A 14,496-nucleotide genomic window follows, 5' to 3' on the forward strand; every position below is an offset into this window, starting at 1 on the left:
TGCAATCCGCGCCGAGCTCACCCCTTTGGGGATGACGCTAAAAAGTCACTCGCAAGGATGCACGTCGACGACCGGTCAAATCGTAAAATCTACCGCGCCAACCCGTCTTTCCACTTGAACGCGAAGCCCTTCGTCCCCGCGAACAGCGCCGCAACTTCGTCGCCGGCGGCTTCCTTCCGCCAGCCGGTCATCACGTGAAGTTCGCCGACTTCGGCGCTGTCACGCAGGGCGTAATACAATTCGGTGAAGTCGGCCCGGCTGCCCACCAGTGACGGGTCGATCCCTTTTGAAAAGCAGATCAACTGCGCCGCCGACAGCAGGGCGTCGGTCTGAAACTTCTCGCTGGGGGTCGGCTCCTGGTTGGCGCTTTCTTCCAGGTTGGTCACGGGGTCGGCCAGGCCGCGGGTGGTGGCGTCTACGATCGCCTGGCCGAACTCGATCTCCACCGGCCGGGGCAATCCTTTGACGCGCTGCAGCTTATCCACCGAACGGATCGGCGTTCGGGCCATGTCCACGAGCACTTCGTCCTTCAGAAACGCCCGAGGCGGGACATCCGTTTCCTTCGCCGATGCGTTCCGCCAGATCACCAGTTGGCGGAGCACGCCGGCGTGCCTGGCGTCGAGCGATCCCGCCCCCTTGATGCGCAGCCACTGCGTTTGCGGGTCGAAGCGGTACTGCGACGGCTCGCACATCGCGTCGCACTCCTGCCGCACCCAGGGCAGAAATCCACGCGCATCCAGACGGCTCTTGAGCTCGTCGTGCAGTCTCGGCAGGTAGCGTACGTCGTCGGCGGCATAGCGCAGTTGCTGTTTGCTCAGCGGGCGCTGGTCCCAGTGGGAGAAGGTCAGCCCCTTGCCGAGCCGCACGCCGGTCAATTCCAACGTCAGCTTGCCGAGCGACACCGGGTACGGAAACGAGCACATGCCGGCGGCGATCTGCGTGTCGAACACGTTCGCCGGGCCCCGGCCCAGGTGCCGCACCACCGGCTCGACATCCTGCTGGCCGGCATGAACGATCTTCTCGACGGCGGGGTCGGCCAGCAATTCCCAGAACGGCATGAGGTCGATGTCGGCGATCGGGTCGATCAGCGCGACTTCGTGTGCCGACGCGACCTGGATCAGGCAGAGCTTGGGGTGGTACGACAGTTCGCCGATGAACTCGCTGTCGTAGGCGAAGGTGCCTGCCTGCCGCAGCCGGTCGATGAGTTTGGCCAGTTCGGCGTCGGCCGTGACGAGCAGGGCATGGCCCCGGGGTACCAGGGGGTGTTCGTCAATCTGCTGGGGCGGGAGTTCGGGTTCGTCGCCGTCGTGGGCAGCCGAGTGAGCCTTGTCGCGATGCGCCGAGCGCCAGGAAAATCGCGACTTGTCTTTGGACGCAGGATTTTTGGGGGTGGATTCACGGTCGGTCATGGAGACGTATGTTCTACGCGCCCTTCCACGCCACTGCCAGCACCACAATCCCCAGGATGATTCGGTAAATCGCGAATGGCACGAATCCGCGCCGCTTCACCCAGGCCATGAACCATGCGATGACCGCCCAGGCGACAAAGAACGAGACAACGAATCCGACCGCCAGCACGCCCCAGCGATGGGCGTCCATCGTCAGCACCTGGTCGCCCGAGCCCTTACCGCGCACCGCCTGGATGAGCTTGTAGGCGAAAGCCGCGAACATGATCGGGATGGACAGGAAAAAGCTGAACTCCAGCGCCGCCGGGCGGCTGAGGCGGGAGATCTGCCCTGCGGCGATCGTGGACATCGACCGGCTGGTGCCGGGAAACGCCGCCGCCAGGATCTGCGCCGCCCCGATGAAGATCGCCTGCGGGTAAGAGATGTCTTCCAGGCGGTTAACGACGGGCCTGGTGAACATGCGGTCGATCACCCACATCAGGATGCCGCCGACCAGCAGGGCACCGCCGATCACCCGGAGGTTTTCAAGGTTTTCACCGATCTTCTTGTCGAGCAAATACGCGGGGATTGCCGTGACCACGGACGCGATCAGCACCATCGACAGCGGGTGCGTCAGGAGGTTGGTCGATCCGTCGCGGCCGCGCGGGAAGCTGCGCAGGAAGTCGGCAATCCGCTTACGGAAGTAAACGACGACGGCCAGCACCGCGCCGAACTGGATCACGACGTCGTACATCTTCCAGTACGGATCGTGCAGATCGAGGCCCAGCGGCGCCTTGCAGAGGCGCAGGTGCGCCGTCGAACTGACCGGCAGGAACTCTGTCAGTCCTTCGACAATGCCAAGCAGGATGGAGATGGCGTAGTCATTCATGGGGTGCGGCGGGAAGAGAATGCGGGACAACGGCAATATCGGCAAAAGCTACCGTGAACTTTGCCGCGCCAGTTTGTCATCCTGAGGTACTCCAAAGGATGACAAACTCTCGCGATGAGGAGTGCGGAGCGAAAAGTGCTGAGTACTTAGCAAAGGCGGTAGGTGAATTGTTCACTCAGTACTCAGCACTTCTAACTCATCGCTAAGTGTTCCCCCGGCGATACATCGAAACCGCCTTGCCGACGTACGTCAGTCCGCTCCAGACGGTGATCGCGACGGTGGCCCAGATGCAGATGTCGCGGACGACCGCCGCGGCCCATTTGGTGTCGGGGCTGAGCGTGGTCGAATGGGCGATGTAGTTGACGTAAATGAGGATGACCAGGATGGTCCCCGATTGGAAAACCATCTTGAACTTGCCAATAAACGCCGCCCCGAACGCCTGCCCGCCACTCTCTGCGACACCGCGCAGGCTGGTAACCAGCAGTTCGCGCGTGAGCAGCAGTACGACAATACCAGGGGCAACACCCGAAACGGTCTTGACCACGTCCTGTGAGCCCGGCGACATCGCCCGGGCGGTTTCGGCAACGATGAAGTTCTTCCCGGCGAAAAAGATGAAGCTCCCCAGCACCAGCACCTTGTCCACCAGGGGATCAACGACCCGGCCGAACGCGCCCTCCACCTTCCATCGCCGGGCGAGGTAGCCGTCCAGAAAATCGGTGATCAACGCGATGACGTAAATGATGAACGCGGTGTTCAGCAGCCACGGGTCACCCCGGCCGTCGTGCTGGTAGAACGACAGGAGAACAAAAAAGACCGCGGCCAGCACGAGCCGGCCACCAGTCAGTGCATTGGGCACATGGCGGATCATCGGGGGCGGATTGTACGGGTCGAAGCGACCGCGGCAATGCGGTCCGGAAGTTTGCGATTCGCATTCGCGTCGGGTACATGCCAGCGGTCCATGACCGAACTCCCTTTGCAGCCACCCGATGATTCGAACCGCAGGCCCCGCAGGCTCACCTATCTCGCGTTTCTCGCGATGGCGATCGGCGGGATCGGAACGCTGGGGTGCGGCATTCAGCCGCTGTCGCTCAGCTTTGCCACCTACAAGGCTGGGGGATTCCAGACCGAATCCGGTGCGATCCTGCCTTTCGATCGCGGCCTGCTGAACTTCACGATCGCGTGCGCGATCTTCGACCTGCTAACGTCCGCGGCGTTGTTCGTCACGGCGTATGCGGCGTTCCGACGTTGGAGCTGGGGTCGGCGGGCAGCGGTGACGGTGTCTGCCGTCATCGTGGTTGTCGCGCTGCTAAAGATGACCGGGTCGCTCACCGCATTCCGCCAGCCGTTGATCGACATCCGCATGTCCGCAATCGCCGTCCTGACGCCGGAACAACAGAAGAATGTCCCCGCCGACTACGCCGAGCAGATCCAGAAGATGAGCTATCTCGGGCCGCTGCTGATGTTCGTCATTCAGTCCTTCGCCCCGGCGCTGATTCTGCTGGTCTGGACACGCCCGTCGATGCAGTCGGCGTTCAAACCCTCGCCTCCGTCGGGATTTGAAGTGCTGCCGCAGAAGAATGACCACTGAGGCACGGAGACATAGAGGTCAACCCGACGACGACGTAGTCTGCGCAAAATTTCGGGGAACCACAGATGCACACAGATCTTCACTGATGAAATGCGTCGGAGATGCATGAACCAAAACGGACTGACACAGACATCCCGCAGCAAACGACGAGGTTGTCTGTCTCGATTATCTGTGCAGATCTGCGTGCATCTGTGGTTCCTTGGCCTTTGCTCAGACGACGTCGTAATCGAGTTAACTTCCGTGGTGCTGACTTCCTGACCAATCCTGCATGGACGCCCCCGATTCCATCGACTACAAAATTGGCATGCGAACCACCCTCACCTCCCTTATCGTGCCCGCCTTCGCGTTCCTGGCGATGGTCGGCGTTGTCGCCTCAACCTCGTCCGCCGCTGCGCCGGCCAAGGAGAACGGTGGCGTCATGTACCACGTCGTCTCGCTGAAGTTCAAAGAATCCGCCACCCCCGAGCAGATCAAGGCGGTCGAGCAGGCGTTCGGCGACCTCAAGGGCAAGATCGCTGAGATCAAGACCCTGACCTGGGGCACCAACGTCAGCCCCGAGAAGCACGACAAGGGCTTCACGCACGTCTTTGTGCTGACCTTCGCCACCGCCAAGGACCGCGACGCCTATCTGGTGCACCCGGATCACAAGGCGTTCGGCAAGGTGCTCGGCCCGATCATGGCCGATGTGTTCGTGGTCGATTTTGTCGCGAAGGAATAAAAGTGACGTGCCGGGGTGACTGGGAGCACCCGTAGGGTCCGCCTTGGCGGACGCGGAACCGCCGACGCCATGCTGTGGTCGCGGGCCGACGCTCGATATCGACCTGGGTTCGGTAGACCATGGCGGCATCGGCCGCCCGCCGGCGACCAGCCTACCGTTGCACCCCATCACCCCGACACCTCTTACCTACCGCACGACCGACAGCGACCGCGATCGCTGTTTCGGCAGTTCCGCGACCAGATCGTACGCCTGGTAGTCCGTCACCTTCACATCCAGAATCTGGCCCGGAAACAGTTCGCTTCCGTGCGTATGCACGAAAGTGACCGAGTCGATGTCCGGCGCCTGGCTCTGCGATCGGGCGACGTAGCCGTCTTCTTCGTCGCGGCCGGCGGGGCGATCGACCAGCACCTGGATCGTCTTGCCCACGGTCTTCTTCGCCCGGGCGAACGCGACTTCCTGCTGCGCCAGCATCAGTTCTTCGACGCGCTGCTGGCGGACTTCATCGGGCAACTGGTTCGTCAGCCGGCCCATCGGCGTGCCGGGCTCGGGTGAATAGGGGAACACGCCCATCATCTCGAACCCGAAGTCCTTCACGAACTGCACCAGCTCCTGGTGCTGCTGCTCGGTTTCGCCGGGCGAGCCGGCAATGAACGTGGTGCGGATGGCGATCCCCGGCACCCACTTGCGCAGCTTCTCCAGCAGCGTGACGATCTCTTTCTTGGTCACCCGGCGGCGCATCACGGTCAGCAGCTCGTCGTTGATGTGCTGCAGCGGCATGTCGATGTACTTCACCAGCTTAGCGCTGTCGGCGATCGTCTTGATCATCTCGTCAGTGAAGCAGGACGGGTACGCGTACATCAGCCGCAGCCAGTGCACGTCTTTCAAACCTTTGTCGAGCGCCTTAAGCAACCCCGACAGACCAGGGCCGTAGCCGATATCGGTGCCGAAGCTGGTCGTATCCTGACCGATCAAGTTCAGCTCGACCGCGCCGTCGGCGGCGAGTTCTTTTGCTTCCAGCAGGATCTGCTCGACCGGCTTGCTGCGCATCGGCCCGCGAATGCTCGGGATCGTGCAGAACGTGCACCCTTGGTTACACCCCTCGCTGATGCGCAGGTATGCGTAGTGCCGGGGCGTCAGCCGCAGGCGGGCGCGGTCGTCTTCGAAGACCGGCAGGCGCGATGTCTTGGTTTCCTTCCCGGTGGCGGCTAAACCCTGTGCGACCGCCAGTTCCTTCGATAAGTCGTGATACTTGCCCAGAAAATGCCCGTGTTCCTGCCGGGGGTTTTCCTTCCCGCGAACGGCTTCGACGATGTGTTCGCGATCGAACACGCCCACCAGCCGGTCGATGCCCGGGGCGTCGTTCAGCAGCTTGGTCTTGTGCCGCTGCACCAGGCAACCGGCCACAACCACGCGCTTGACCTTGCCAGCCTTCTTGAGCTCGATCGCGTCGCGGATTTCCTTCAGGCTTTCGTCCTTTGATGCCTCCAGGAACCCGCAGGTGTTGATGACGATGACGTCGGCGTCGTCGGCGTCGGGGGTAATCGCCAGACCGTCTTGCGCGAGCAGGCCGAGCATCCGCTCGCTGTCCACGAGGTTCTTCGGGCAGCCGAGGCTGACGAACGCGACAGACTTGATGGACTTGGACGGCTTGGGCATTACGGGCTCGAAAAACAGGCGACCGGAACGCCGGCGCACGGGGGAAACGGGACAAAGTACCGAAATTCGGCCTTCCGGGCAACCGGAAGGCTACATTCGGGGGTCGTCAAGGTCGGCCGAAGGCGACTCCCGCTCCTTCAGGTCGTTCAGGAGATCGACAAAATCGAGGTCGTCGAGCTCAAACCAGGCCGGAATCGCCGCCACCGACATGCCACGCCTCTCGGCAAGCGCCTCGGTAATCCGCCGGCGAAGGTCGGGGTCATCAATCTCACGAATGCGGATCATACGTCGGATTGTACCAGAGGGTTTGATCCACGAATGAACACGAATGATCTCAACACGGCCTGGCGGCACCCGGAATGAAGAGAACACGAAGGCGCGAAGGCACGAAGAAAGCGCGAAGGTTGTCGAATCCGTGGATTGGGCTATCCCACGGTGTATTCCGCTCACTGTGCGTTGGATTGCCCGCCAAGAGCGCCAAGAAGCCAAGTACGCCAGGAAGCAGATTCTCTTGGCATACTTGGCTTCTTGGCGCTCTTGGCGTTGAGATCGCTCTGCGTGGCGAACCCGAAAACATTAGGCTGTCCACTGATTCGACAACCTTCGCGCTTTCTTCGTGCCTTCGCGCCTTCGTGTTCTCTTCGTTTCGGGTTCGGCCAGGCCGCCTTGGAGTGCCTTCGCGTTCACCCTGATCTGGTAAACTTTTAGCAACGCCGGTCGACGCATGAACATTGCCGAAACTTTTCGTGCCGACCGGCGTCAACGAGATTAGATTGTTTTGCCGAACGGCCCGACCCCGGGCTGCCACACTTCGCTTCAGAAGGAGCACGAGATGAACCAGTCACGTATGGGTCTTGCCCGGCAGTTCTGCTGGATGATGGCACCGGTCCTGCTGCTGAGCGGGATGGCATTCGCCAACGCGCCCGCGCGCGCCGGCCGGAACCGCCGCCGCCGCCGCCTCCGGAACTTCCCAAGCCCCCCGAAGGCCCGACGATGAAGATCGAACAGGTCCCCGGGCTGGAACGGGCCAAGCTGATCATCCCGAAGAAGCTCCTGCCGGGCGCGAAGGAAGAAAAGGCGGACGCCGGGATGTCGCCGGCACGGACAGCGATCGCCGGCATCGCAATCTCAGGCGCGGTAGCGCTGCTGGGACTGCAGTTCATCCGTCGCCGGTCGGGCACGCCCGGCCGGTCGTCCACGCTGATGCTCGTCGCCGGCGGCGTCGGATTGGCGCTGGTGTCGGCGGCGGCAATGGCGGACATCGCCATCCCGGGACAGCCAAGGCGTCCGCGTCCGGTGCCGCCGGAACCCCCCGTCGTGCTGCCGGCCGGCGTGCCGGTGACGATCAGCGTGGTAGATACCGGCGACGAGGTCATCCTTCAGATCGCGCCAGAGCACGTGGCACCGACACCCAAGCCGTTGCCGGGACTGAACGCACCGCACGTCGAACCCGGACAGAAGCCCGCGCCGTCGGGCCTCACTCCGCCGCCGCCACCGGGGTGAGGTGACAGGTTACGCGCGTAGCTCTGGGTGGCATGGGCAAGCGTACTCGCTTGCCCGTGACGAACACCAACCAACGATCCCCACGGGCAACGGAGTACCGTTGCCCATGCCACCCAGTTGTACCTACCGGAATCATTCCACCCAGATTCAGCCTACCCAGTCTTGACCGCTTTACCCACCCAATCCCTGCTATCGTCCTCGTCCGCCGACGGTGCCCGCCAGGGCGACGTTCGGTCGCCGCTGGCGTTCGTGCTGGCGTGCCTGGGTGTGGTCACCCTCGCGGCGGTGCTGGCGGGGTTTGTGCCGATCGGGTTCTCGATCGTCACCGTCTTCCTCTTCGCCGGGCCGCACAACTGGCTCGAACTCCGCTACTTCCTGGCCAAGATGCCCGCGCGGTGGGGGCCGCTCAAACCGTTCTTCACACTCGCGATCGGCGGCGTGCTGGTCCTGACCGCCGGGTTCATCGCGATGGCCCTGGTCGGCCGATCGGCCAACTGGGCGTACAGCACCTGGAGCCTGGCGTCGTCCGTCTGGAACAGCGCCCTGGTCCTCTGGGTCGCCACGCTCACGTGGATGCGTGGCCGGCAGACGCCCCGGCGGGACTGGTCCTGGGCGCTGCCGGCAGGATTGGCCGTCGTCGCGGTCGTCTGGATTTTTCCGGTCGCTTGGGAACTGGGTCTGGTCTACCTGCACCCGCTGATCGCGCTCGTTTTCCTCGATCGCGAAATCGTCCGCCGCCGGCCCTCCTGGCGGCGGGCGTACCACGTCTGCCTGCTGGCCTTGCCGGTGTGCCTGGTCCTCCTCTGGTGGCGGTTGGCCGGCGCGGCGCCCCTCGCCGGGCAGGACATGCTGACGATGCGCATCACCCAGCACGCCGGCGCCGACATCCTGCACAACCTCTCGCCGCACCTGCTCGTCGCCACGCACACGTTCCTGGAGATGGTTCACTACGGCGTATGGGTCGTCGCGATCCCACTGATCGCGATGAAGACTGCGCCCTGGCAACTGACCAGCGTCCCCCTCGCCCGCCGAAGCTGGCGCTGGCGCACCGCCGTTGTCGCACTGCTGGTCTGCGGCGGCGGGGTCGTCGTCACGCTCTGGGCCGGCTTCATCGGCGACTACGCGCTCACCCGCGACATCTACTTCACCATCGCGATCGCGCACGTGCTGGCCGAGTTCCCGTTTCTTTTGCGAATGCATTGAAGAAGAGTAGGCAGTACGCAGTAAGCAGTACGCAGAAAAACAAAGAGAACAGATGGCTTGCCTTCCCTGCGTACTGCTTACTGCTTACTGCCTACTTTCCTCCGACCTCTGGCAATTCCTTCCTCTCGGTTACCTGACGACGATCGCGATCGAAACGCCGATCCTGCTTTTGCTCCTGTCGCGCGGTCATTCCGTCGGACGCCGGCTGCTCGCGGGGGTCTGGCTGACGGCTTGCACCTACCCGATTGTGATCCTGGTGCTTCCAGTGCTGATCCCGGCGCCAGAGGACCGCTGGCTCTACTTGCTGATCGCCGAAACCTTCGCGCCCGTCGCCGAATGTGCCTTGTTCGCCGCGGCGTTTCATCGAAAACGAGTCGGCTGGACTAACGATGGATCGCATTCCAAGCACCCACCGGATTCGATGGCAGTTCCGGATCGTGGCGAGAGGCACTTCGATGTTGGCGTAGTCGACTACGCTCCGGCAAATCTCAAGGCCTCACACGTGGAGCCGAATCGACTGGTGGACTTCGTCGCCATCACGCTGGCGAACCTGGCATCGTTTGGGATTGGGGAGATCCTGAACCGGTATTGGTGACCGGCCGAAACGACTCGGCGTTACCATCCTTTCAAGCGTCGAAGTTGCGTCTTGGTCCCCTCCTCCGGTACTCCGGGGGAGGGGACCCTGCGCCGCCACACGCAGGTACAAAAAACCCCGGAAGTCGGGCAAGAACTTCCGGGGCGGGGAGGGAGTTGGAGGCTGCTTTTAGGCGTGCGCGGACGCCGGGCGTCAGAACCGGAACCGATGGCGGAACATGCGCAGCGCGGCAGTGATGGTCGAGTCGCCGGTCGTAACGCCGGTGGTGTCGCCGGTCGTGTCGGTCGAATCGTCGGTCGTGTCGTCCGTACCGTCGGTTGTGTCGTCGCAGTGGCCATCGTGCGGATGGCCTTCGCCAACTGTCGCATCGTCGGTCGTGCCGTCGTCCGTGGCGTCGTCGTGGGCGGTGCCGTCTTCGATCAGGCCGGCGAACGGTCCGCCTCGGAAGAATCCGCCGCGGCCGAAGAAGTGGCCGGCGATTCCGTCGAGGAAGTCGTGGAAGTGGCCCCATGGTCCGTCGGAGGTTCCATCATCGGTTCCGTCGTCGGTGGTGTCGGTGGTCGGGTTGACGGTGTCTTCGACATTGGTGACATCGTCGTTGTCGTCGACGATCGCCGAGTCGCCGGGGTCGTCGGTGGTGGGGGTGTCGTTGGTGCCGCCGTCCACCGTGTCGGTGCCGTCGAGATCGATGGAAATCAGGCGGTCGTTGCCGGCGTCGCCCATGAGCATGTCATCGCCACGACCGCCGGCCAGCAGGTCGGCGTCGTCGCCGCCGGCCAGGTCGTCTTCACCGTCTCCGCCGAAGACCTTGTCCTTGCCCGCGCCGCCGATGAGGGTGTCGTCGCCGCTGCCGCCGAAGATGCGGTCGTCCCCCTCGCCGCCGTCGATGGCGTCGTTGGCGGTGCCGCCGGCAAGGTTGTCGTTCCCCGCGCCGCCGGCGATCGCCATCGGCAGATTCACTTTACGGGCGGTGCGGATGGTGTCGTTGCCGTCGCCGCCGTTGACGACGATGGAGGTCACGTCGGCGACATTGAAGGTCGTCTTGGCACGCGACTCGGAATCGCCTTTCACGCCGGTCGAAACGGTCAGCGTCTGGCCGTCGCGAGACTCGGCAATGAAGACGTAGTCGTCGCCGGTAGTGCCTTCGATCGTCAGCACGCCGGAAGCGAGGGTGGCCGTCGGGCCGACGGCAAAGAGCTTGCGGTCCTCGAGCGTTTCGATGGGCATGGGTGCCTCACAGGTTGGATCCCGGGCGGTGGGTGGGAGCCGGGGTGGGAGCCGCGTTCACACTGACACGCGGCAGGTCAAACGCCGCATTGGCGTCGCAGTCTTTGTTCCCGGAAGTGAGGCAAATATTCCTGCGCGGCAGGCAGTAGGCAGAGAAAGCAAAAGAGCCGACGGCCTTGTCTTGCTCGGCTTGCCGCCCAACCCGGACTTATTCACCTCGGAGGACACGGAGTTCACGGAGACGAAGACGGAGAAGGCAACCATGAGCAACCCGAGCGATTAGGCTTTGTCTGAAAACTTGTTTGGTGTGCCACTTTTCACACAGAGCCTCATTCGGCCTGCACGTCGCGCCGATCGCACTCGGGCAAACTCTCCGTGATTTCTCCGTGTTCTCCGTGTCCTCCGTGGTAATCCTGCATTTTCCGGGCGACTGCGTACTTCTCTCAATAAAACGCCACGAAGTAGCTGATCTCCTTCGGCTGATCCCCCCTGGGCGTCAGTCCGGACACGACCACCTCGAACATTGCGCCAGGGCGAAGGGGCAGTGTCTTGGGGCGGGCGATGATGGCGTTGGAAATCCCGAACGGGTCGAGATTCACGTTCTGGTAGTTCAGTTCCAGCGGCTCGGCAGACCGCTTGAGCTTCTGATCGACCGCGTAGATCGTCATCTTCGCGCCGGTGCTGACCGTGTGGTGCTTCGGGTTCACGCTGATGTGCCATGCCTGGCTCGCGCGGAACATGTTCGCCGGGAAATACCCGCGCGGCGGGAACGCGACATAGTCGTAGTCGGGCGTGTTCTCCCGCTTCGAGTCGAACGAGTACATCGCCGAAAACTTGCCCGGCCCGGCACCGAAGCCGGTGTTGGCCATCCGCGGGTTCAATATCCAGCGGCGATGGCCGAGACGGTCGATGTTGCTCCGGTCGCTGTCGTCCATGTAGGCATCGACCGACGCGACGATGTTCGACGAGGTGAAGATGTTGCTGGAGCCGCAGCCTTGCTTTGCCTTGGCATAGAACTCGTCGCTGACGCCATCGGTCTTTTTTGGCGTGTGCGTCAGTTCGTTGAGCATCGCCATCAGCTCCGCGCCGTGCTGGCAGAGGTCGATGTAGTTGTCGTCGTAGCCGACATCCCACGCGATATCGCACAGGTAGCGGTAGGTGCGCAGGCGAACCAGCGCTTCGCCATACGATTGGAGCGAGGGTCCGCCCTTGGGCAACGCGGGGGGATGGGCCTTGAGGTAGTCGGCGGTGTCTTTGAGGATCTGGGCCCGCGTCGCTTCAATGAGCTTCGTCGACTTGGGGAACACCAGCCGGCCTTCGTACCAGGTCTCGTCGGTCAGCGGCTTGCCGGTCTCGTCGAACGTCGCGCGAAGCCCGTGCAGCTTGCCGGCGTCGTACCGACTCTTTTCCTGCACTTTCTTGCCGCCGGGGAAGTAGGCGGTGAAGTCCCCATGCCGCTGGCCGGCGGCATTCAGGCGGACGCGGAACGCGAGCGTGCCGTCGGGGTGCTTGCCCGATTCTTCGCGCGGGTTGGCGGCAGGTGCCGCCGGTCGGGTGGCCTGGGCGGTCGCGCCGGGTGCGGGTGCGGCGGGTCGGGGCGTGGTCTCGGCGGCACGGAGCGGATTGGTAACTGCCGATGCCGCAGCAAGTAACGCGAAGGCAGAAACAGCAGCGACAACGAGAGCGGGGCGGTTCGAGCGGGGCACAAATCCTCCGTCAGGGGTGAGCAGGCACGCGACCAGATGGTCGGCTTGCAACGTTCTAACGGACGCCGATGGAGGACATTAGGACGGCTTACAAAACGGACGGCGGTACGCGGGCACGGCGGGCAATGGCTCGGAGAAGCTGAGCTGTCGTGACCTCCGGAATCCGCTTGATTCGCGTCGGATTAACCGTACAATATACTAACATTTATCGATCAGGTAAAGCGCCGTCGGAACGCGTCGTATGTTCACCGCGCGGTAGCCCGGGTCCGGGATTCATGGCGGCACCATCGCCGCCGGAAGGGATTGTCATGCGCTCACTGCGTCGAAGCGGCAGGGCCTCGTCGGGTTCGTTCGGCAGAATAGGTGTAACTCGACATCTTGGCAGCGGCCTGGATTTGGGTGGCATGGGCAACGGTACTCCGTTGCCCGTGTCGAACATCGGACGGCGATCGCCACGGGCAAGCGAGTACGCTTGCCCATGCCACCCGAAATGGGCTTCACATGAGCGGCGCACTCGAGCCGCGCTGGGTTCGTTCGGCGGCGGCGGAGAGGTCGCGATCTCGGGTTCGTTCGGCGGCCCGTCGTCGGGTTCGTTCAGCAGGGAGAAGTGAAAGGAGGGATGCGCTGGGTTCGTTCGGCGGATTCCACGCCGGGTCTGAGGTACGCCGAAGACCCGGATGCCCCCTGCACACGCGCAGAATCCGGGTCTTCGCGAGTACGCTCAGACACCGGCGTGTCTAATCTCGGGTTCGTTCGGCGATGTCGCGCTGGGTTCGTTCGGCGAACTGAGGCCCGGTCAGGTTAATCGGCGTTTGCGGCCGCCGACGATCCAGCCGATCGCCGTCGCCGCGACCGCCCATTTCCACCAGCCCGCCTGCGCCTTGCCCACGGGGATCGGGGCGGCGGGCAGGCCGGAGACGGCGGCGTCCTGGATCCGGCGAAGCGCCTTGTCCTCCGACGACCGGGCCGGCGTGATCGCGTCTTTGCGCTGTGGTTCGGCGGTGCCATCGGAGGTGGCATTGGCGGCGGTGAAGTCACGCGTGCCGGGCTTCACCCCCAGCACGGCAAAGTCGAGCACGCTGTTGAGCTCTGCGCCGATCAGCAGCACCGCCGCCGACAGGTAGAAGAAGAGCAGCAGGATGATCGCCGCCCCCAGCGTGCCGTAGGTCTTGTTGAAGCTGCCGAAGTTGCTGACGTAGAAGCCGAAGCCGAACCCCATGAGGATCCACAGCGCCACCGTCAGCACCGCGCCCGGCGTGACGGTGTGCCAGCGCTGTTTGATGTTGGGCCCGAAGTAATAGATGAGGGAAACGCAGGCCAGCAGCAGGAGGATCGCCAGCACGTATCGGAAGATATTGACCGCCAGCGCCGCGACGTCGCCGAGGACCGCCTGGTCTTTAAAGTGCCGCACGACCGCGCCGCCGACCGGAAGCAGGACCAGGACGATCAGGACCAGAACGATGACGGCAATGGTCAGTCCGATCGCGACCAGGCGGTGCTTCAGGAACGATCGCTCGCTTTCGACCTCGTAAGCCTTGTCAAGGGCGGTCATTGTCATCGTCATGCCGCCGCTGGCGCCCCACAGGGCCAGCAGCAGCCCGAAGCTGAGCAGGCCGCCCTGGGTGTTCTGCATGACGTCGTGGACGTTGCGGACGAGTTGGTCGGCGACCTCGCCGCTCACGGTCTGACGGATCGCCGGCTCCAACTCCTTGAGCGCGTCCTGCTTGGCCGATCCTGGCATGTAGGGGGCGAGGGAAAGGAGGAAGATCATGAAAGGGAACAGCGCGAAGATCCACGAATACGCCAGCGACGACGCCCAGGTGAAGATGGCGTCCTGCTCGATCTCGGTCCACAGCTTTCGGGCGAGCCCCGTAAAGCTCATGGTGCGAACGACATTGGGAACATCGCGAAGCCTTGCCATGGCGGGATTGTGCAGCGTGGGGTGTCGGACTGTCAGCGCTCAATCCGGCAAGCGGCTGTCCCTACGTTGGTCGGCGGGCGGGGGTACGTCTGGACATACTGAAAC

General features: G+C 63.4%; 14 protein-coding genes. 6 read left to right on the forward strand and 8 right to left on the reverse strand.

The genetic code is table 11. The features are described 5' to 3' along the window. Positions 1-89 precede the first annotated feature (89 nt). The 3 genes from IPV69_RS23265 to IPV69_RS23275 form a co-directional block, all read right to left on the reverse strand. Positions 90-1,409 (reverse strand): ribonuclease D, encoded by a 1,320-nt coding sequence (locus tag IPV69_RS23265; RefSeq protein ID WP_206292123.1) that lies wholly within the window; start codon positions 1,407-1,409, stop codon positions 90-92. Between the two features lie 13 nt (positions 1,410-1,422). Beyond that, positions 1,423-2,274 carry an undecaprenyl-diphosphate phosphatase gene (locus IPV69_RS23270; protein ID WP_206292124.1) on the reverse strand — a complete coding sequence of 284 codons (852 nt, stop codon included), beginning with the start codon at positions 2,272-2,274 and terminating at the stop codon, positions 1,423-1,425. Between the two features lie 202 nt (positions 2,275-2,476). Next, a complete protein-coding gene (locus IPV69_RS23275) occupies positions 2,477-3,142 on the reverse strand; it encodes a CDP-alcohol phosphatidyltransferase family protein (protein WP_206292125.1) in 666 nt (221 codons plus the stop codon). A gap of 90 nt (positions 3,143-3,232) precedes the next feature. Between IPV69_RS23275 and IPV69_RS23280 the strand changes: the two genes are divergently transcribed. Both IPV69_RS23280 and IPV69_RS23285 read left to right on the forward strand, forming a co-directional pair. Beyond that, positions 3,233-3,862 carry a hypothetical protein gene (locus IPV69_RS23280; protein WP_206292126.1) on the forward strand — a complete coding sequence of 210 codons (630 nt, stop codon included), beginning with the start codon at positions 3,233-3,235 and terminating at the stop codon, positions 3,860-3,862. Between the two features lie 304 nt (positions 3,863-4,166). Next, positions 4,167-4,580, forward strand: a complete 414-nt coding sequence (locus IPV69_RS23285; protein ID WP_206292127.1) for a Dabb family protein — start codon at positions 4,167-4,169, stop codon at positions 4,578-4,580. Between the two features lie 186 nt (positions 4,581-4,766). Here IPV69_RS23285 and rimO read toward each other — a convergent pair whose 3' ends face one another. After that, on the reverse strand, positions 4,767-6,236 hold the full coding sequence (rimO, locus tag IPV69_RS23290) for a 30S ribosomal protein S12 methylthiotransferase RimO (protein WP_206292128.1): 1,470 nt from the start codon (positions 6,234-6,236) through the stop codon (positions 4,767-4,769). Positions 6,237-6,326: 90 nt separating this feature from the next. Further along, positions 6,327-6,521, reverse strand: a complete 195-nt coding sequence (locus IPV69_RS23295) for a hypothetical protein (protein ID WP_206292129.1) — start codon at positions 6,519-6,521, stop codon at positions 6,327-6,329. A 547-nt stretch (positions 6,522-7,068) separates the two neighbouring features. On the opposite strand from IPV69_RS23295, the gene IPV69_RS23300 reads away from it, so the two are divergent. From IPV69_RS23300 to IPV69_RS23315, 4 genes are all read left to right on the forward strand, one after another. Further along, positions 7,069-7,233 carry a hypothetical protein gene (locus tag IPV69_RS23300; RefSeq protein WP_206292130.1) on the forward strand — a complete coding sequence of 55 codons (165 nt, stop codon included), beginning with the start codon at positions 7,069-7,071 and terminating at the stop codon, positions 7,231-7,233. Continuing rightward, positions 7,230-7,739: a hypothetical protein gene (locus IPV69_RS23305; RefSeq protein ID WP_206292131.1), complete on the forward strand. Its 510-nt coding sequence runs from the start codon at positions 7,230-7,232 to the stop codon at positions 7,737-7,739. Before IPV69_RS23300 ends, IPV69_RS23305 begins: the two co-directional genes overlap by 4 nt. A 162-nt stretch (positions 7,740-7,901) precedes the next feature. Next, positions 7,902-8,942 carry a hypothetical protein gene (locus IPV69_RS23310; protein ID WP_206292132.1) on the forward strand — a complete coding sequence of 347 codons (1,041 nt, stop codon included), beginning with the start codon at positions 7,902-7,904 and terminating at the stop codon, positions 8,940-8,942. Between the two features lie 52 nt (positions 8,943-8,994). Further along, positions 8,995-9,537 carry a hypothetical protein gene (locus IPV69_RS23315; protein ID WP_206292133.1) on the forward strand — a complete coding sequence of 181 codons (543 nt, stop codon included), beginning with the start codon at positions 8,995-8,997 and terminating at the stop codon, positions 9,535-9,537. 192 nt (positions 9,538-9,729) lie between these two features. On the opposite strand, the gene IPV69_RS27750 is transcribed toward IPV69_RS23315, so the two are convergent. The 3 genes from IPV69_RS27750 to IPV69_RS23330 all read right to left on the reverse strand — a co-directional run bounded on the left by IPV69_RS27750 (position 9,730) and on the right by IPV69_RS23330 (position 14,391). Continuing rightward, a complete protein-coding gene (locus IPV69_RS27750) occupies positions 9,730-10,764 on the reverse strand; it encodes a calcium-binding protein (protein ID WP_206292134.1) in 1,035 nt (344 codons plus the stop codon). Between the two features lie 443 nt (positions 10,765-11,207). Continuing rightward, positions 11,208-12,470 carry a hypothetical protein gene (locus IPV69_RS23325; protein WP_206292135.1) on the reverse strand — a complete coding sequence of 421 codons (1,263 nt, stop codon included), beginning with the start codon at positions 12,468-12,470 and terminating at the stop codon, positions 11,208-11,210. A gap of 796 nt (positions 12,471-13,266) precedes the next feature. After that, positions 13,267-14,391: a YihY/virulence factor BrkB family protein gene (locus tag IPV69_RS23330; RefSeq protein ID WP_206292136.1), complete on the reverse strand. Its 1,125-nt coding sequence runs from the start codon at positions 14,389-14,391 to the stop codon at positions 13,267-13,269. Between the last annotated feature and the right edge of the window lie 105 nt (positions 14,392-14,496).

Origin of the sequence: Humisphaera borealis (assembly GCF_015169395.1) — a bacterium.
Classification (GTDB): domain Bacteria; phylum Planctomycetota; class Phycisphaerae; order Tepidisphaerales; family Tepidisphaeraceae; genus Humisphaera; species Humisphaera borealis.

Bases quoted from the DNA above. Each gene is read 5' to 3' on its own strand.
- IPV69_RS23265 (WP_206292123.1), bottom strand. From the start codon at position 1,409: ATGACCGACCGTGAATCCACCCCCAAAAATCCTGCGTCCAAAGACAAG.
- IPV69_RS23270 (WP_206292124.1), bottom strand. From the start codon at position 2,274: ATGAATGACTACGCCATCTCCATCCTGCTTGGCATTGTCGAAGGACTG.
- IPV69_RS23275 (WP_206292125.1), bottom strand. From the start codon at position 3,142: ATGATCCGCCATGTGCCCAATGCACTGACTGGTGGCCGGCTCGTGCTG.
- IPV69_RS23280 (WP_206292126.1), top strand. From the start codon at position 3,233: ATGACCGAACTCCCTTTGCAGCCACCCGATGATTCGAACCGCAGGCCC.
- IPV69_RS23285 (WP_206292127.1), top strand. From the start codon at position 4,167: ATGCGAACCACCCTCACCTCCCTTATCGTGCCCGCCTTCGCGTTCCTG.
- rimO (WP_206292128.1), bottom strand. From the start codon at position 6,236: ATGCCCAAGCCGTCCAAGTCCATCAAGTCTGTCGCGTTCGTCAGCCTC.
- IPV69_RS23295 (WP_206292129.1), bottom strand. From the start codon at position 6,521: ATGATCCGCATTCGTGAGATTGATGACCCCGACCTTCGCCGGCGGATT.
- IPV69_RS23300 (WP_206292130.1), top strand. From the start codon at position 7,069: ATGAACCAGTCACGTATGGGTCTTGCCCGGCAGTTCTGCTGGATGATG.
- IPV69_RS23305 (WP_206292131.1), top strand. From the start codon at position 7,230: ATGAAGATCGAACAGGTCCCCGGGCTGGAACGGGCCAAGCTGATCATC.
- IPV69_RS23315 (WP_206292133.1), top strand. From the start codon at position 8,995: ATGGCTTGCCTTCCCTGCGTACTGCTTACTGCTTACTGCCTACTTTCC.
- IPV69_RS27750 (WP_206292134.1), bottom strand. From the start codon at position 10,764: ATGCCCATCGAAACGCTCGAGGACCGCAAGCTCTTTGCCGTCGGCCCG.
- IPV69_RS23330 (WP_206292136.1), bottom strand. From the start codon at position 14,391: ATGGCAAGGCTTCGCGATGTTCCCAATGTCGTTCGCACCATGAGCTTT.